Here is a 15,925-nt window from a genome sequence, read left to right as displayed (position 1 = left end):
TCTCTTCCCTCTCCCTCCCTCCCCTTTTCCCCCTCTCCCCCTCTCCCTAATCCCCCCTTATCTAGAAAAATCGCAATAGTTCTTTATGAAATCAATTATGGTAGTGGGGACAACATCCCACGCAGGTAAATCACTGATAACCGCAGCTATTTGTCGCCTTCTAGCGCGGCGTGGTTGGCGAGTGGCTCCCTTTAAAGGTCAAAATATGGCTTTAAATTCTTATGTCACCGCTAATGGAGGTGAAATGGGTTACGCGCAAGCGGTACAAGCTTGGGCTGCGGGAGTCGTTCCTTGGGTGGAAATGAACCCAATTTTACTCAAACCCCAAGGAGATATGACCTCCCAGGTAATTATTAAGGGTAAGCCTGTAGGCAAAGTGGGTGCCGCAGAGTACTACGAGCAATATTTTGACCTGGGTTGGCGAGCAATTGAAGAATCGCTTCAGCATTTAGGAACAGAGTTTGATATGCTGGTTTGCGAGGGTGCCGGTAGTCCTGCGGAAATTAATCTCAAGCACCGCGACTTAACGAATATGCGGGTAGCAAAACATTTGAATGCAGCCACGCTACTGGTAGTTGATATTGACCGGGGTGGTGCTTTTGCCCATGTTGTGGGGACTTTGGAATTACTAGACCCAGAGGAACGCGCTTTAATTCGCGGTGTAGTAATTAACAAGTTTCGCGGACAGCGATCGCTCTTGGAACCAGGAATCAAATGGTTAGAAGAGCGTACTGGTATTCCCGTTGTCGGTGTTATTCCTTACTTAGAACATCTGTTTCCCGCAGAAGATTCGCTTGACCTGCTGGATCGGAAATCTAGCAAAAACATCAACGAGCTTAACATTGCGGTTATTCGCTTACCAAGAATTGCCAATTTTACCGACTTTGACCCCTTAGAATCAGAATCCTCAGTTGCACTAAAATACTTAAGCCCCAAGCAAGATTTGGGACATCCAGATGCGGTAATTATTCCCGGAACAAAAACCACAATTCCCGACTTGCTATTATTGCAAAAAAGTGGTATGGCAGAAGCAATTCAACATTATGCCGCATCTGGTGGTACAGTTTTGGGTATCTGCGGGGGGTATCAAATGCTCGGTCAAATGATAGCCGATCCGGAGGGGATAGAAGGACAAGCCGGCAGATATCAAGGGTTGAATTTATTACCGATAAAAACTGTGATTACCGGACAGAAAATCGCCCGTCAGCGCCAAGTTAGCTCGAATTTTCCGCAAATGGGCTTGCCGGTAAATGGCTTTGAAATTCACCAAGGGCGATCGCGCATCGAAATGCCAGGAACAGATTCTAAAGCTTTCCAACCTTTATTTGACGATATTAATTTAGGTTTGGTAGATAGTTGCCAATCAGTTTGGGGTACTTATCTCCACGGTATTTTTGACAATGGTCCCTGGCGTCGTGCTTGGTTAAATCGCTTGCGTCAACAAAGGGGTTTAAAATCTCTACCTACGGGCGTTGCCAACTACCGCGAAGAGCGAGAAAATGTCTTAGACTCCCTTGCGACGGAAATAGAACGCCATTTAGACTTAACTCCGTTTTTATCTCAGTAAACTGGTATTTTATGAGTGTCCGCGTCCGCTTTTTACCAGATGATGTCACGGTTGATGCCGAAGTGGGAGAATCTCTGCTGGATGTCGCAGATCGAGCCGGAATATTCATTCCCACCGGTTGTTTGATGGGGTCGTGTCATGCTTGCAGTGTGGAATTAGATGATGGCGATATTATTCGCGCTTGTATTACCTCAGTACCGCCAAAAGACGAGGAGTTGACGATTAATTTGTTTAGCGATCCAACTTGGTAATGGCATTTATCAGAGAAGTCACAACAAATTTCTAAAACCAAAGTGGATGTTGCTCAATTAGTACAGATTTTAATTATTCTCCTAGTCGTTGCCACTGGTGTAGCCCTGTTATGCCGTCGGTTGCGAGTCTCTTATGTCACGGGTTTAGTGTTAGGGGGTTTAGCCATCACTGAACTCTTACCACGGCGTATTGGTCTGGATTCTTCCCTGATTTTGGATCTGTTTCTGCCGATTCTCCTATTTGAGGCAGCTATCAATACCGATATTAGCCGCCTCCGCAGCACTATTAAACCAATAGTTCTGTTGGCAGCACCAGGGGTTGTGATTTCCTCTGGCGTAACGGCAGTGCTGTTGAAATGGGGACTGAGACTGACTTGGACTGAGGCACTGTTGCTTGGGGTGATTTTGGCAATTACGGATACTGTTTCCGTAATTGCTGTGTTTAAGGAAGTGCCTGTCCCTTCCCGTCTTTCAACCATTGTTGAGGGGGAAAGTTTATTTAATGATGGTGTGGCGCTGGTTTTATTTAGCCTGATTTTGGAAGTTAATACGGCAGGCTCACTCACAATTCTGGATGGATTACAAGAATTTTTTGTGGTGGTTGTTGGCGGTATCCTGGTGGGGCTAGTCTTGGGTTATTTGAGTAGTGGTTTATTTGTCCGAGCGGATGATCCGCTTAGTAGTATCTTACTAACGGTAGCAGTGGCATTAGGAGCCTTTCAAATCGGGCATTTTTTGCACGTCTCTGGTGTGGTGGCTGTGGTTGTTGCTGGGCTAATTGTCGGAACCTTTGGGCTTTCAAGTAGTGTATCTGCTTCTACTCGATTAACATTGTTAAGCTTTTGGGAATCTGCGGGTTTTGGTGTCAACAGCTTCATTTTTCTACTCATCGGTATAGAAATTGACTTAATAACTCTCTGGAGAACTCTGCCCGCTGTGCTGCTAGCGATTCTCGCTTACCAGGTAGGACGCCTACTTTGTGTCTATCCGTTGTTAGCTATGGTGCGTTGGTTTGACCGTCCAATTCCGTGGCGCTGGCAACATGTTTTGTTTCTTGGCAATATCAAAGGCTCTCTTTCTATGGCGCTAGCGTTCAGCATACCCACAACAATAACAGGACGAGAGCAATTGATTGCCATAGTATTTGGTACGGTGTTGCTTTCCCTTGTTGGGCAGGGGGTGAGTTTGCCGTGGTTGGTAAAACGTTTACAGTTGTCTAAGTTCTCCGAATCTCGTCAGCAGGTTGAAGAATTGCAAGCCCAGCTGATGACGGGTAAAGCAGCACAAGATGAATTAGATAGCCTGTTGAAATCAGGGGTGTTACCAAAAGCCGTCTATGAAGAGATGCGTTCAGCTTATCAGGTGCGAGTGGCAGGAGCAGAAAAGACACTGCGTGAATTGTATAATCGCCGTTTGGAGGAGTTTCATCCCAAAAGTGGCGAACACAATAAACTTGATGCTATTCGTCGTCGTTTACTGCTAGCGGAGAAAGGAGCGCTAACCGAAGCAATGCGTAAGCGAATTCTATCAGAAGAAATTGTGCGCGGACGGATACAAATTATAGATAAACAACTGCTCCGACTTGAGGATGATTGATAGCTTTTTAAGAACCCTGCACAGAAGATGAGCGCTGGCGATCGCTTTGAGTTTTGATCACCCTGCCGGGACTAATAAAAGAAATTCCTTGCTGAAAGTCAGTACCAATCATAACTGCCTCGACTACAGGCTGAGAAACTTCTGTTTGGGCTACCCACTCCACGATAAAGTTTGCTCCTAAACCTCCACTGGTGTCAGTTTTATTCACGACAAAATCACAAGAAGCGATCGCACTAAGTTCAATCGGGCGCTCTAAATATTGTTTAACTAACTTACCATTTGAATCGTAGTAGCGTACAGAAGTAATGATGATAGGTTTGGTCAAATCTGTATTCCGAATACTAAGCGTAGCCGCTAAATTGAAAATTTTCTCTTCTTTCTGCTGATCCTGATGATAGATATGGGAATAGACGGGGACATAGATGGTTTGACCCATTGCTATTTTGAAATTTTCATCCAAAGTGACCACCTTTTGAGATGGAGTTGGCACAGTTGTATCGGATTGTGACTTTGGTGGAACCTCAGCTGATGTGCAAGACGCAAGAACAATAACAGCAATTGCTAAATAAAAATTTAGGTACAGCTTCATTAAAATTATTTACAGCCTTCGATAAAATCAATGACTTGATGTAACGAGCCTGGTTTAGTCACAATTAGCACAGTTGAATTGGGTTCCAGTACTGTACTGCCGTTAGGAATCATCAAATCTTCGTGGGGATGGGGTTGATAGCCAATAATTAGAGAGCCAGTGGGAAACCGGGAATCCTGAGCAATTTCGGCAATGGTACGACCAACCACGTAGCAATTGTTGGGAATGGAGAGTTTCAAAACTTCAATCTGCCCCTGGTCAAAATGCATCATCGATTCTACTTGCGGATACTCAATGGCATTTACCATCGTTGAAACCGCTAGCTCAACACTACCAATAATATGGTTGGCTCCTGCCAAACGAAATGGTTCAGCAAAATCAGAGTGGCGCATCCGAGCCAGAATATGGGGAACACCGTAGTGCTTGGCAAGAGTCACCATTGCCAAGTTCAAAGCATCATTTCGCAGAGCAGCCACTAAAGAGTCGGCTTTACGAATCCCAGCTTCTAACAATACTTCTGTACTCACAGCACTGCCTTCAAAAGCCATCGCTCCTACTTGTTCACGCGCATAACGGCAAGCATTACGATCAATGTCAATGACGGCAACAGTATGCCCTAGTTCTACCAATTTTTGAGCCAAACTCACCCCTACTAAGCCTGCTCCACCAATTAGCACGTACATAGCTGCTCCTGATGTTCAACTTACTACTTCACTTTACAGGCTAGCAAGCGAGTGAAGGTATAGCTTTCCTTCTCTGTTTGACACCTTTGAGAGCATCAACCCAATTGTTAAGATTGCTTCTAATTTAATTCGATTTTACATTGAGGGCGTATTCTCTAAACCGTTCTAAATCAGCTTTAATCGTAGATTCTACCGCTCGTCCCAAAAACAAATTATCCATGATTTTGCCAAGGATACCGGGGATAGCATAGGAAATGCTAAGTTTAACAATACTGCTATTTTTGCGATCGTAAAAGCGAATCGCTCCTTGATTTGGCAAACCATCAATTGATTCCCATTGAATAATCTGATTGGGAATCATCTTCATAATGCGGGATTTCCAGGTAAACTGCAAACCGCCAGTATTAAGTGTCCAAAAAGATAGCTCTGGATTATCTTCCGGAACCTTCACAGAATCAATCCACTTCATCCAGCGCGGCATTTGCTCCAAATCTGACCAGAGGCTCCATACTAACTCTATAGGAGCCTCTACTTCTACCTGCACACTATGCTCTAGCCAGTCTGCCATTCTTTCTTTGCGTCCTTCGCGTCTTCGTGGTTCGTTTCCCTAATCTTTACTTCTTCACATTCTCTAAAATTACCTTTGCCGCACGCCGCCCGGATATTGTCGCTCCCTCCATGCTATCGATATAATCTTGCTGGGTATAACTACCAGCAAGAAAAAAGTTAGGTATTGGTGTCTTTTGATCAGGACGGTAAACATCCATTCCTGGTGCTTCCCGATAAAGAGACTGAGCAAGCTTGACTACACTGTACCAAGTCATATTTAGCTCTCGCGACGAGGGAAACAACTCTTGTACTTGTTTGAGGACGTGAGAAGCGATCGCCTCGTTACTTTGTTTAATAAACGCATCTCCGGGTGTCAGCACCAATTGCATCAACGAACCCTCACCTTCTCGATAATAATCAGCAGGGCTAGTCAAAGCCATATCCGCAAAACAAGAAAAGTCAGCATCGGCAGTATACAGCAAATTATCTATGCCCGCCGCATGATTTAGCTGTTTGCGTTTCTCAGAGTCTTGCAATTCCGTTACCCAACCATCAAACCGCAATTGCACTGTTGCCACTGGCACCGCTTCTAACTTATAAATATTGTCAAATTCTGACCACTTGCGCCACTCTTGTGGTATAATCCGCTGAATTCCGGGCACATCGCAAGCAAAGACGTAGGCATCAGCGGTGATATTTTCTTCTGTCTCACCTTGGGCAACCGTGATACCAGTAACGTGAGTTTCATCGCCGGAAGTAAACTTAATTTCCCGCACTTGCCGACGCGTGTAAACTTTGGTTCCTCTAGCTTCTAAATATTCTAATATCGGCTTGTGCAAATACTCATGGGGGGAACCTTCAAGCATTCGCAGTATTGATGCTTCGGTTCTCACAGCAAATAACTGGAAAATTGTCAACATACAGCGGGCAGACATATTTTCGCAATCAATAAAACCCAATGCGTAGGCGATCGGGTTCCACATGCGTTTGATGCTACCATTACTGCCGCCGTGACTGCGGAACCAATCGGCAAAGCTGACTTTATCCAAGTTGCGGATATTTTTCATCGCTCCATCAAAGTCTACCAAACCGCGCACTACCGGGCTTGTAGCTAAGGCTAAAGCATTCTGCAATTTATCCAAAACCGAGAGTTGAGAAGTTGTAAAAAATGCTTTGAACCCATTAAATGGCGCACCTGTAAAGAAACGAAAATCCAAGGCACCAGTTTGTCCCCCTTTGTTGATAAAGGTGTGGGTGTGTTCTTTGAGGCGTAAGTTGTCAAACGCCCCTACTTTCTTCATCAGTTCAAATAGCTGGTAGTAGCACCCAAAAAATACATGCAACCCCATTTCAACGTGATTGCCATCATTATCAACCCAACTACTAACTTTACCACCCACAAACGGACGGGACTCAAAAATCTGGACTTCACAACCCGCATCAGCTAAATCTACTGCCGTTGCTAGTCCAGCCAGTCCCGCACCTACGATTGCAACACGCATTCCGTCTTTCCCTTTCAGCTTCTTTACAGATTGTAACTGGGTTGGTGCCGGAATTTGCTACTCGTATTCAGTCAATAGTCATTAGGTATTGAGCATTGGGCATTGGGCATTGGGGAGGCAGTGCGTTGCGGTGAGTCCACTCGGCGGTGTCGGTTTCCGGAGCCAGCCGCGTGCGCGGGTTCCCCGCGTTGAGCGGACTGGCGTTCCCGTCGAAGTGGCGAACCCGAAGGGAGGTCACGAGCGTTGAAGCACCTGCCGTCGGGGATGCCGACAACCGCGCACCTGCCGTCATTGGGTATTGGGCATTGGGTATTGGGCTTTTCCCTTTTCCCCTCTGAAAATCCCCCTTGTCCTCCCTGTCCCCCTTGTCTTTTTGTCAAGAAAGTCCTCAGCTTTTTGATCCGTTGGTATCGTCAGAAACTTGCAACCCTCGGATCAATTCTCGAATTACATCAGTTGCTGGTCTACCTGTCTGCTGACAATATTTTTCGAGTTTTTCTGCTTCTTGTGTTGCAAGATTTACAGTAATACGTTTCACAGCCCACTTTTTATTAGTCATTATCATCTTATTTGCTGTATATTAACATCATCAAAGAAATCTAACTCAGAGATGAAAGTGATAAGAATATCAGAGTTCTTGTCAGGAAACAAGCAGCGTCACTAATCAGAAAAATGCTGGTTTTGTCACATGATTCCTTATTTTCTAATAAAATATAAAAAGGAAAATTTAATTGTTGGTGTTGTGACAGGACACAGAGCGCACACTGGCTGGAGAAGGAAATGCAGTCAGTGACAGAATGACTTAAGCCATAATGTAAAATTTTATAGATTAAGTTGAGATACCTTCTGTTAGCTAAATAACGCTTGCCAAAATTCGTCATCAATGTTGTCTGATTTTCTATCCTGATCGAGTTCACCAAACACTTCTGGAGAGAACATCTGCCACATAACCTGAAAATATGGCATTAAGGTGTTAGCTTGTTTGGCAGTCAAGAAGAACGCGAATTTCCTGTCCTAGCAAGTGCAGAAGAACGCGAATAAGTTCCCACTGCACTTTTAATGTGGGATAAAGCATGACACACAATGGAAATAATTTTTGTTGAACCTTTGGATATGTCTTTTTCTAAAGCACATACCCAAAGGTAGACTTGAAACATTTCTACATCTCGAAGAAGAGAGGTTTTTACCATAGAGTCACTCAAAAAATCGGTGTAAGAACGAGAAATTGGATAAATTTTCACTATCTTTTGGAAAACATTTTTGGCAATTTGTGTGCTATGAGGCAATAGTTGTTGTACTGCTGACGCTGCATAAGCGCGTTGCAGTGGCATATACATGCGATCGCCAATAACTTTAAAGTATGCACCAACAAGCGTAGACGCGCAGCGACTTGTCGTCAGACATCGCTCTATAGGAGACAGCGGTTCTAAAAGCATCTGGCTAGTGTAATGAAATTGCATTATTTCAAAGCCAATAACTCTAGGATCGTCTTTGGTATATTTGCTGTGCATCGCTCCAACATTTGCGCTAATTGCCGAGGCTAACTGGCTAGGTGCTACCTGAGACGTGGAAATTAAGAGCGCCTTTTTATAAAGCAACTCATCTTCACGAGCCAGTTTCATTACTGTAGATAATTGCCGCAATAATGCTCGGATGTATACATCCAAAGCTGTTTGGTAAATATTAAAAGAATCAGCCGCAATTTCCCTTCGTATTAATCAAATTGGGTTTAATGTTATGGCGTTTAACTTCCGCTGCTAAAAGCGCTTCAGTTTTGTTCCAAGCTTTTACATTAACGCTGCGTAAAGATTCCATTATGTCAGCTGTTTTTTCTCGTCCCGCTTGCGAGACAGCTTCTTTTAAACTCACCGTGTCAGTCGTTTGTTTATCGTCTTCATCAACTTGGAGGTTTTGCAAATACTTTTTAGCCCATTGCTGCGCTAAAGATTCAACACCTCCTTCCTCCTTGTTGATTTAAGTTTGGCTTGAAATTACTGCCAAAAACTTCTTTAGGTAGACTCATCATGTATTTTTGGTTTTTGTAAAAAAACCATTATTAGATACATTTTTCTTGATTCTTTGTTTATTATAGCTATGATTTATGTGCTTTAAGTAATCTTTATTCAAAGCATACGCAATGTTCTTTTTGTTCTTTATAAAAAATATACAAAGCAAAAGATGAGAGCCTAAAGTTTTGATTAATTCTATTGACAAATAAATAAGTACTTATTAAAACACTTGCCAAATAAAAATAGGACTTACGCATTTAAACGGAGTTTTCTTCGCCGCGTAAATCCTATACAAGTATGGTATCTACCCCAATTTCCTAATTTTTTACTTTTTTCAAGGAAAATAAGTTCACGTTCGATGCTACAGACCACTGTGGAAATTTAGACATTTATAGTTTTGATACATTCATCAAAACGAGCAAACGTGATTTTACGTAGATAGAAATTAGCTAAGTGTCGTGAAAAACTAATTTACTAAGTCCGGAAAAACTGACTGCACGGCAGGATGGACTAAGCGATGATTTTGTACATTTACACCTTTGGCTAATGCTGAATTAATTTCTAACGCTTTGGTTCCGAGATTTGCTAACTCGACAACGTATGGTAATGTACTATTGTTGAGAGCTTGAGTTGCTGTCCAAGGTACTGCCCCTGGCATATTGGGAACGCCATAATGCACTACATCTTCTTCGAGATATATCGGGCTGGTGTGGGATGTAGGATGTAAAGTTTCTACACAACCGCCTTGATCGACGGCAACATCGATAATTACAGAACCAGGACGCATTTGTTTAACTAAGTCACGCTTGACTAAAATCGGTGCCCTACGTCCGGGAATTAAAACTGCACCAATCAGCAAGTCAGCTTCTTTGACTGCGGTTTCGATGTGGGCGGAGTTACTGTAAAGCAGTTCGACTCTAGAGCCAAATAAAGTTTCTAAGTAAGATAAACGCTCAACATTAACGTCTAAAATCTGGACAGAGGCACCCATACCCACGGCAATTTTCGCGGCTTCTGTGCCAACGACACCGCCGCCTAAAATTACTACTTTACCTGGTTTGACACCGGGAACACCGCCCAAAAGCACGCCTCTACCACCTTGCTGACGTTCGAGGAACCTTGCACCAAATTGTACTGATAAACGACCGGCAATGATGCTCATGGGAGAGAGCAAAGGTAATTTGTTCGCACCAGGTTGTTCTACAGTTTCGTAGGCGATCGCACATGTGCCACAATCTATTAAATGCTCGGTCAATTTGCGATCGGCTGCTAAATGCAAATAAGTAAACAGTAACTGCCCTTTTTGTAAAAATTTATATTCTGATGTCAGTGGTTCTTTCACCTTGACAACTAAATCCCGATTCCAAGCAGCATCAGGTGTAGAAACAATTTCTCCTCCAACGCTTTTATAATCATCATCTGTAAATCCAGCACCAGTACCAGCCTGTGTTTCTACAAAAATGTTGTGACCATTTTCCCGCAACACCCGCACGCTAGAAGGACTCAACCCTACCCGAAACTCTTGATCTTTACTTTCCTTAGGAACGCCAATTTCCATTTACTGCCTCTGATTGATTTTTTGTTTAACTTTAGCCTGCCAGTTTCTAGCTTGCTACTTCCGTATTAGAGATAGCTAATTATCGAGCGATCGCTAGTTGTGTTATCCTCACCTGTCGTCTTTTTAATTGCCCTTGACTATTGCTCCAGTATTCTTAAAATATATAAAGAATAATTAAAAAATGTTACGCAAGAGCAATAGTGCGGAAATTTTGCCAATTTTTTTGGTTGACATTTAAGCACTAATACGCTGTTTCTTTTCCGTTGTTCCGACTTAATCAATGTAAAGTTCAGTTTGCAGAAAATACAAGTTCTCTATGATGACACAACCACAACCGACCGTTACGCCCAAATTAGAAGAGCCAAAATTTGGCTTTAATGAATATGCTGAACGCTTGAATGGTCGAGCTGCCATGATTGGTTTCATCTTGATGGTGGCAATTGAATACTTCACCAATCAAGGAGTGCTATCATGGCTCGGTCTAAGATAGAGCTGATGGAGTGCACAAACACCATTACTTCTGCTTGCTGACTTCTTGAAAGTTGTAAGCGTGAGTTGTTGAAATTTTAACCAGTTGGTATCAGCTGGTTAAAATTGCAAGTTAATTGCGTACCTCGCGCCACGAGTTGTTTAAAGCTGCTCAACGGCGAACCACACGCTTTGAATGTAAGTGTTATCCTAGACTTGCAACTATATGCAAGCATTTTATGCAAGCAAGTTAATTTTTACACTTCTCTCCCTTACTAATAGATAATTATAATCTCTTAGTGGCTCTAATTAAAAGTGCCAAGAGGGTGATGTATTCTCGGTAAATTTACACATATATTGTCAACAGGAACCAAGCAAGCAAAAAATGAATGCTGTATTACCTCGTTTTTTGAAGTCAACGTACCGTAGAGAACCATTAGTTAGTGCATTGATTACGATGGGCATTGTCGAGGCGCTGATTGGTGGATTTGACAATAGCTGGTCATTGTTCGCTTTTGGTTTGGGAACTGCTGGTATAACCCTTGCATGGCGCTGGTGGCGCATCCAGCAGAGTCGCCCTTTACCAGAAGAGCCTGTGGTGCAACATTATTTGCCCTCTCGCTCGTCTACTTCTGCCTTACCGCTGCTAACGGTTTCTAAGAAAAAACCACCGCTGTAAAAAGAACGGAGTAGGAGTTAGAAGTTAGGAGTATAATTCGTAACTTATAATTGATAACTGGGAAAAATTAATTAACGCGCAAGAATGAAAAAGTGAGGAAAAAGAGTGAGGAGTAAGGGAAAAGGTAGGGGCGGTACTTTCTTGCGTCCGTATATTTTTGTGGCATTTGCTACAGTTGCCCTTCCTGTTATGTTTTGGGAAGGGTTTTGTGTTCGTGCGGCTGATGCTACTGTTGAAGTAGTACCGTCCCAAGCTCCTCAAGGCTTTGCTAATCCACAATTACTTTATAGTTTTAGCGGACACGCGGGAACGATTAAATCTTTAGCCTTCAGTCCAGATAGCAAAGTTCTGGTAAGTGGCGGTGCTGAAAATGAAGGTGTAATTCGTTTGTGGAATACTAAGACTGGTAAAAGGGTAGGGACTATTCGCAAAGCCCATAAAACAGCTGTAGAATCTTTGCTGATTTCACCAGATGGTAAAACTTTAGTTAGCTGTAGTAATGACAATACTATCAATCTTTGGAACCTGAAAAAGAATTACTTTACCCGGTCTTTTGTCGGGCATACCAGTAATATATTGTCTTTAGCGGTATCGCCTGATAGTAAGGTTCTTGTTAGTGGTGCTTTAGATGGGATTCGCATGTGGGATTTGTTACAGCAGCGCCCCCTAGCGACTCTGGCACGCTTTGATAATGCAATTTTTACTTTGGCGATAAGTCCTGATGGTCAAATGCTTGCTAGCGGTGATAATAAAGGTGTAATTAAACTATGGGATTTGAGTACTGGTAAGTTAATTCGTGGATTAAAAGCGCATTCTAATACAGTCAGTGCGGTAGTTTTTACACCAGACGGGAAAACTTTAGTTACTGCTAGTCGCGATCGCACGATTAAACTTTGGAATTTGAATAGTGGAGAACTGAGTAAAACTCTTAGAGGACATGATAACTGGGTGAATGCGATCGCTATAAATCCAGATGGACAAACTTTAGCTAGTGCTGGTAGAGATGGTATTAAAGTGTGGAATTTGACTACAGGCGAGTTAATAAAGACACTTTACGGACATTCAGATTGGGTGAGTGCGATCGCTTTTAGTCCTGATGGTCAAATGCTGGCTAGCGGTGGATTTGATAAAAAAGTCCAGGTTTGGCGCAGTCAGTAAATTAAAGCGATCAAGAGTTATGTACTCTTGCATTATCACAGCGAATGTAGGGACAATTCATGAATTGTCCCTACAAATAGGCACTAATTTCACCATGAAAGGAAAATTGTAAATTGCTGTCAAACACTAAGTATTTGACTGAAGCGCTAAATCTACATCTTGAGATAGATGCTTAATGAATACTTTGCGTTATTTGATCGATTAAATAGCGTTTGATCGGTTGTCGATCAAAGACTATTAGGCATTATGGCAACCACACTCCGCACATCAGACTAGTCTTGTACCGACATGGGCATCTTCGTCCGTCAGTTGCGTCACCTGAAAAATTCTCCCCACAAGTGAGAGCAAATCTGCGCTCAAGCCCTGCTTGTGTGAATACTTTGACGAAGAAATTTAGCAGGCTTTAGAACTAATATGTGGTGCAATGCAGGACGAGGAATTCCGAATGTTTCAAAGGGCAGAAAACGCTCTTAATAATGGGCGGTCAATTGGCGTTGAAAGTGAGACTGGTATAATCTTCCAGTTGGCAGATAGCACAATCGAGTCCTGCGATTTGGTTGCAGAGCGACTGTTGGGCTACAGTGCTAAACAGCTTGTTGGCACCACCTTGTTTGAACCTGTATGGCAGGCGATTTATCCCGATGGTTCTGTTGTTGCGCCAGAGGATTATCCGGCGCACGTAGCTTTGCGACAGGGTTTGCCCTGTCGCAATGTGGTGATGGGCTTTTATAAACCAAGCGGCGATTTGGTGTGGTTGCGGCTGAATTCAACGCCTTTATTCCAAGGGGATACCACAACTTCCTATGCGGTTATCACAACGTTTAGTGAAGTTGCCAGTTCACAACAAAACGAGCCGCAACTCGAACCTACTTTGCGGTCAAGTGAGCAGCGATTCCGCGATATGGCAGACAATGCCCCGATGATGATTTGGGTGACCGATCCAACGGGCTACTGCACCTACCTCAGTCGAAGTTGGTATGACTTCTCTGGGCAAACCGAGGAAGCAGGGTTAGGGTTTGGCTGGCTTGATGTCACCCATCCAGACGATCGCGAATCCTCCAAAATTATTTTTCTCGCCGCCAACGCTCGCCAAGAAGCGTTTCAACTAGAATATCGCTTGCGGCGCTTTGACGGTGAATACCGCACTTGCATTGATGCGGGGCGTCCCTGGAAAAGTGCAGACGGTGAGTTTAAAGGCTACATCGGCTCAGTGATTGACATTGACGATAGAAAACTTGCCGAGTCCGCCTTACGCCGCTCGGAGGAACGCTATCGAACGCTGTTTGAGTCCATAGATGAAGGTTTCTGCGTCATTGAAGTGCTGTTTGACGAAAACGACACGCCGCTCGATTACCGCTTCTTGGAAATCAATCCCGTCTTCGAGCAACAAACGGGACTTCGACAAGCAGTCGGTAAAACGGCGCGTCAGTTAGTTCCAGATCTTGAAGACCACTGGATTAAGATTTACGGTCAAGTCGCACTAACGGGTGAATCCGTTCGGTTTGAAAATGGCTCCGAAGCAATGAACCGTTGGTTCGACGTTTATACCTGCCGCACTGGACAGCCAGAGGAGCGAAAAGTTGCCATCGTGTTCAAAGATATTAGCGATCGCAAACTTGCCGAGAAAGCTTTGCTCTTAAGCGAGGAGCAGAGCCGGAATATCTTGGAGAGTATTACGGATGCCTTCTTCGCTCTAGACCAGGATTGGCGGTTTACCTACGTGAATCGGCAGGCAGAACACTTGCTAGAACGCGCTTCAGGCGATTTGATTGGAAAAAACTTCTGGTCAGAATTTCCGGGTCTTAATGGCAGCGAGTTTGAGCAGCTTCACCGCCGCGTGATGAGCGATCGCGTCGCTGCTTCACTAACAGCGTTTTACCCCGACCACAACCGCTGGTACGAAGTCCGCACCTACCCTGCCGCGAAGGGAGTCACCACTTATTTCCGGAATGTCACCGATCGCGTTTCGCACGAAGCTGAACGCGAACAACTCCTGCAACGCGAACAGACCGCACGGGAAGCCGCCGAAACTGCCAACCGAATTAAAGATGAGTTTCTTGCCGTTTTGTCTCACGAGTTGCGATCGCCGCTCAATCCGATTCTCGGCTGGTCGAAGTTGTTGCAACAGGGAAAACTGGATGCAGCAAAAACGAAGATTGCACTTGCCACAATCGAACGCAATGCCAAGTTACAATCGCAACTAATCGAAGACCTGCTCGACATCTCCCGTATTCTACGCGGCAAATTGAGTTTGAATGTGATGCCCGTTGACTTGAGTATGGTGATCTTAGCCGCTCTAGAAACCGTTCGACTAGCCGCCGAAGCCAAATCGCTGCACATTCAAACAACTCTCTCACCCGACGTTGGAAAGGTGATTGGCGATGCCGGACGTTTGCAGCAAGTGGTCTGGAATCTTTTATCCAATGCCGTGAAATTCACTTTTCAAGGGGGGCAAATCACCGTTACGTTAACCCAAACTGGCACTGATGCCCAAATTCAAGTCACTGACACAGGAAAGGGTATCAATCCTGACTTTTTGCCTTATGTGTTTGAGCATTTCCGGCAGGAAGATGGAGCGACCACGCGCAAATTTGGCGGCTTGGGGTTAGGACTGGCGATCGCCCGTCAAATTGTGGAACTGCACGGCGGCATAATTTGGGTTGAGAGTCCGGGTGAAGACCAGGGAGCCACGTTTACGGTTCAAATTCCGCTTGCTTTTCGCTTTAGTGAATTGCCGTCAACAGAGCAATCATCCGTCTCAACAAGTGATTTAAGCGGCATCCATATCTTAGTGGTGGATGACGATGCAGACTCACGAGACTTTATTACCTTCGTTCTAGAGCAAGCGGGTGCAATCGTCACTGCTGTTGCATCGGCAATCGAGGCACTGCAAGCGTTCAAGCAGTCTGTTTTCGATCTGGTTGTAAGTGATATTGGAATGCCAGAAATGGATGGATATGCGCTGATCCAACAAATTCGGGCGCTGGAGCCAGCAAGACTTGTTCCGGCAATTGCCCTGACTGCCTACGCGGGAGAAATTGACCAGCAGCAGGCGATCGCCGCTGGATTTCAAGCTCACATTGCAAAACCTGTTGACCCCAATGCCGCGATCGCGATCGTCGTTCAATTCACAAAAAGACTTAATGCCAAAGAGCGATCGCCTGATTAATGACCGAATAATTCATAATTAAAGCAAGCTATAATACTAATTTTTTATAAGACAAGCGCGATAGGTGCAAAACCCTGTCTCTTTAGAGCAGGGATGTAGCGCCAACGGTGAATTTATTCACCGTGACATCTACTATTTGTGATGTGG

General features: G+C 44.2%; 17 protein-coding genes. 7 read left to right on the top strand and 10 right to left on the bottom strand.

The features are described 5' to 3' along the window. Positions 1-85 precede the first annotated feature (85 nt). Genes cobQ through AABK37_RS35165 form a run of 3 tightly spaced genes read left to right on the top strand, consistent with a single transcriptional unit; the run spans position 86 to position 3,414 of the window. Complete coding sequence (cobQ, locus tag AABK37_RS35175; protein ID WP_432556096.1) at positions 86-1,567, top strand: cobyric acid synthase CobQ; 1,482 nt, start codon at positions 86-88, stop codon at positions 1,565-1,567. 11 nt (positions 1,568-1,578) lie between these two features. Next, entirely contained in the window at positions 1,579-1,818 is a 240-nt protein-coding gene (locus tag AABK37_RS35170; RefSeq protein ID WP_432556095.1) for a 2Fe-2S iron-sulfur cluster-binding protein, read from the top strand. Positions 1,819-1,860: 42 nt separating this feature from the next. Continuing rightward, on the top strand, positions 1,861-3,414 hold the full coding sequence (locus AABK37_RS35165) for a Na+/H+ antiporter (protein WP_432556094.1): 1,554 nt from the start codon (positions 1,861-1,863) through the stop codon (positions 3,412-3,414). Between the two features lie 7 nt (positions 3,415-3,421). Here the strand turns inward: AABK37_RS35165 and AABK37_RS35160 are convergent, their stop codons facing one another. The 10 genes from AABK37_RS35160 to ald all read right to left on the bottom strand — a co-directional run bounded on the left by AABK37_RS35160 (position 3,422) and on the right by ald (position 10,304). After that, complete coding sequence (locus tag AABK37_RS35160) at positions 3,422-4,003, bottom strand: DUF3124 domain-containing protein (RefSeq protein WP_432556093.1); 582 nt, start codon at positions 4,001-4,003, stop codon at positions 3,422-3,424. A 5-nt stretch (positions 4,004-4,008) separates the two neighbouring features. Then, positions 4,009-4,686: a potassium channel family protein gene (locus AABK37_RS35155; RefSeq protein ID WP_432556092.1), complete on the bottom strand. Its 678-nt coding sequence runs from the start codon at positions 4,684-4,686 to the stop codon at positions 4,009-4,011. A 124-nt stretch (positions 4,687-4,810) separates the two neighbouring features. Further along, positions 4,811-5,254, bottom strand: a complete 444-nt coding sequence (locus tag AABK37_RS35150) for an SRPBCC family protein (protein ID WP_432556091.1) — start codon at positions 5,252-5,254, stop codon at positions 4,811-4,813. A gap of 46 nt (positions 5,255-5,300) precedes the next feature. Beyond that, positions 5,301-6,737: a 9,9'-di-cis-zeta-carotene desaturase gene (zds, locus tag AABK37_RS35145; RefSeq protein ID WP_432556090.1), complete on the bottom strand. Its 1,437-nt coding sequence runs from the start codon at positions 6,735-6,737 to the stop codon at positions 5,301-5,303. A 71-nt stretch (positions 6,738-6,808) separates the two neighbouring features. Continuing rightward, a complete protein-coding gene (locus AABK37_RS35140) occupies positions 6,809-7,117 on the bottom strand; it encodes a hypothetical protein (protein WP_432556089.1) in 309 nt (102 codons plus the stop codon). An 8-nt stretch (positions 7,118-7,125) separates the two neighbouring features. Continuing rightward, positions 7,126-7,302, bottom strand: a complete 177-nt coding sequence (locus tag AABK37_RS35135; protein ID WP_201280519.1) for a CopG family transcriptional regulator — start codon at positions 7,300-7,302, stop codon at positions 7,126-7,128. A gap of 284 nt (positions 7,303-7,586) precedes the next feature. Then, a complete protein-coding gene (locus AABK37_RS35130; RefSeq protein ID WP_432556088.1) occupies positions 7,587-7,730 on the bottom strand; it encodes a hypothetical protein in 144 nt (47 codons plus the stop codon). After that, a complete protein-coding gene (locus AABK37_RS35125) occupies positions 7,727-8,359 on the bottom strand; it encodes a hypothetical protein (protein ID WP_432556087.1) in 633 nt (210 codons plus the stop codon). Before AABK37_RS35125 ends, AABK37_RS35130 begins: the two co-directional genes overlap by 4 nt. 70 nt (positions 8,360-8,429) lie before the next feature. Continuing rightward, the gene (locus tag AABK37_RS35120) at positions 8,430-8,654 is read right to left on the bottom strand and encodes a hypothetical protein (protein WP_432556086.1); all 225 of its coding nucleotides are present in this window, start codon (positions 8,652-8,654) and stop codon (positions 8,430-8,432) included. Positions 8,655-9,212: 558 nt separating this feature from the next. Next, entirely contained in the window at positions 9,213-10,304 is a 1,092-nt protein-coding gene (ald, locus tag AABK37_RS35115) for an alanine dehydrogenase (protein WP_432556085.1), read from the bottom strand. A 319-nt stretch (positions 10,305-10,623) separates the two neighbouring features. Between ald and AABK37_RS35110 the strand changes: the two genes are divergently transcribed. The 4 genes from AABK37_RS35110 (at position 10,624) to AABK37_RS35095 (ending at position 15,778) form a co-directional block, all read left to right on the top strand. Continuing rightward, positions 10,624-10,794, top strand: coding sequence for a chlorophyll a/b-binding protein (locus AABK37_RS35110; protein ID WP_029637203.1), 171 nt, complete (start codon positions 10,624-10,626; stop codon positions 10,792-10,794). Between the two features lie 363 nt (positions 10,795-11,157). Then, a complete protein-coding gene (locus AABK37_RS35105) occupies positions 11,158-11,451 on the top strand; it encodes a hypothetical protein (RefSeq protein ID WP_432556084.1) in 294 nt (97 codons plus the stop codon). A 105-nt stretch (positions 11,452-11,556) separates the two neighbouring features. Then, positions 11,557-12,609: a WD40 repeat domain-containing protein gene (locus AABK37_RS35100; RefSeq protein ID WP_432556083.1), complete on the top strand. Its 1,053-nt coding sequence runs from the start codon at positions 11,557-11,559 to the stop codon at positions 12,607-12,609. A gap of 445 nt (positions 12,610-13,054) precedes the next feature. After that, positions 13,055-15,778 carry a PAS domain S-box protein gene (locus AABK37_RS35095; protein WP_432556082.1) on the top strand — a complete coding sequence of 908 codons (2,724 nt, stop codon included), beginning with the start codon at positions 13,055-13,057 and terminating at the stop codon, positions 15,776-15,778. Positions 15,779-15,925 lie beyond the last annotated feature (147 nt).

This window comes from Tolypothrix sp. VBCCA 56010, from assembly GCF_050875635.1.
Classification (GTDB): Bacteria; Cyanobacteriota; Cyanobacteriia; order Cyanobacteriales; family Nostocaceae; genus Hassallia.
This window is presented reverse-complemented; position numbering and strand designations above follow the sequence as displayed.

What these genes read in the sequence shown, in the direction of transcription:
- cobQ (WP_432556096.1), top strand. Translation starts at nt 86, where the DNA reads ATGAAATCAATTATGGTAGTGGGGACAACATCCCACGCAGGTAAATCA.
- AABK37_RS35170 (WP_432556095.1), top strand. Translation starts at nt 1,579, where the DNA reads ATGAGTGTCCGCGTCCGCTTTTTACCAGATGATGTCACGGTTGATGCC.
- AABK37_RS35160 (WP_432556093.1), bottom strand. Translation starts at nt 4,003, where the DNA reads ATGAAGCTGTACCTAAATTTTTATTTAGCAATTGCTGTTATTGTTCTT.
- AABK37_RS35155 (WP_432556092.1), bottom strand. Translation starts at nt 4,686, where the DNA reads ATGTACGTGCTAATTGGTGGAGCAGGCTTAGTAGGGGTGAGTTTGGCT.
- AABK37_RS35150 (WP_432556091.1), bottom strand. Translation starts at nt 5,254, where the DNA reads ATGGCAGACTGGCTAGAGCATAGTGTGCAGGTAGAAGTAGAGGCTCCT.
- zds (WP_432556090.1), bottom strand. Translation starts at nt 6,737, where the DNA reads ATGCGTGTTGCAATCGTAGGTGCGGGACTGGCTGGACTAGCAACGGCA.
- AABK37_RS35135 (WP_201280519.1), bottom strand. Translation starts at nt 7,302, where the DNA reads ATGATAATGACTAATAAAAAGTGGGCTGTGAAACGTATTACTGTAAAT.
- AABK37_RS35125 (WP_432556087.1), bottom strand. Translation starts at nt 8,359, where the DNA reads ATGAAACTGGCTCGTGAAGATGAGTTGCTTTATAAAAAGGCGCTCTTA.
- ald (WP_432556085.1), bottom strand. Translation starts at nt 10,304, where the DNA reads ATGGAAATTGGCGTTCCTAAGGAAAGTAAAGATCAAGAGTTTCGGGTA.
- AABK37_RS35110 (WP_029637203.1), top strand. Translation starts at nt 10,624, where the DNA reads ATGACACAACCACAACCGACCGTTACGCCCAAATTAGAAGAGCCAAAA.
- AABK37_RS35105 (WP_432556084.1), top strand. Translation starts at nt 11,158, where the DNA reads ATGAATGCTGTATTACCTCGTTTTTTGAAGTCAACGTACCGTAGAGAA.
- AABK37_RS35095 (WP_432556082.1), top strand. Translation starts at nt 13,055, where the DNA reads ATGTTTCAAAGGGCAGAAAACGCTCTTAATAATGGGCGGTCAATTGGC.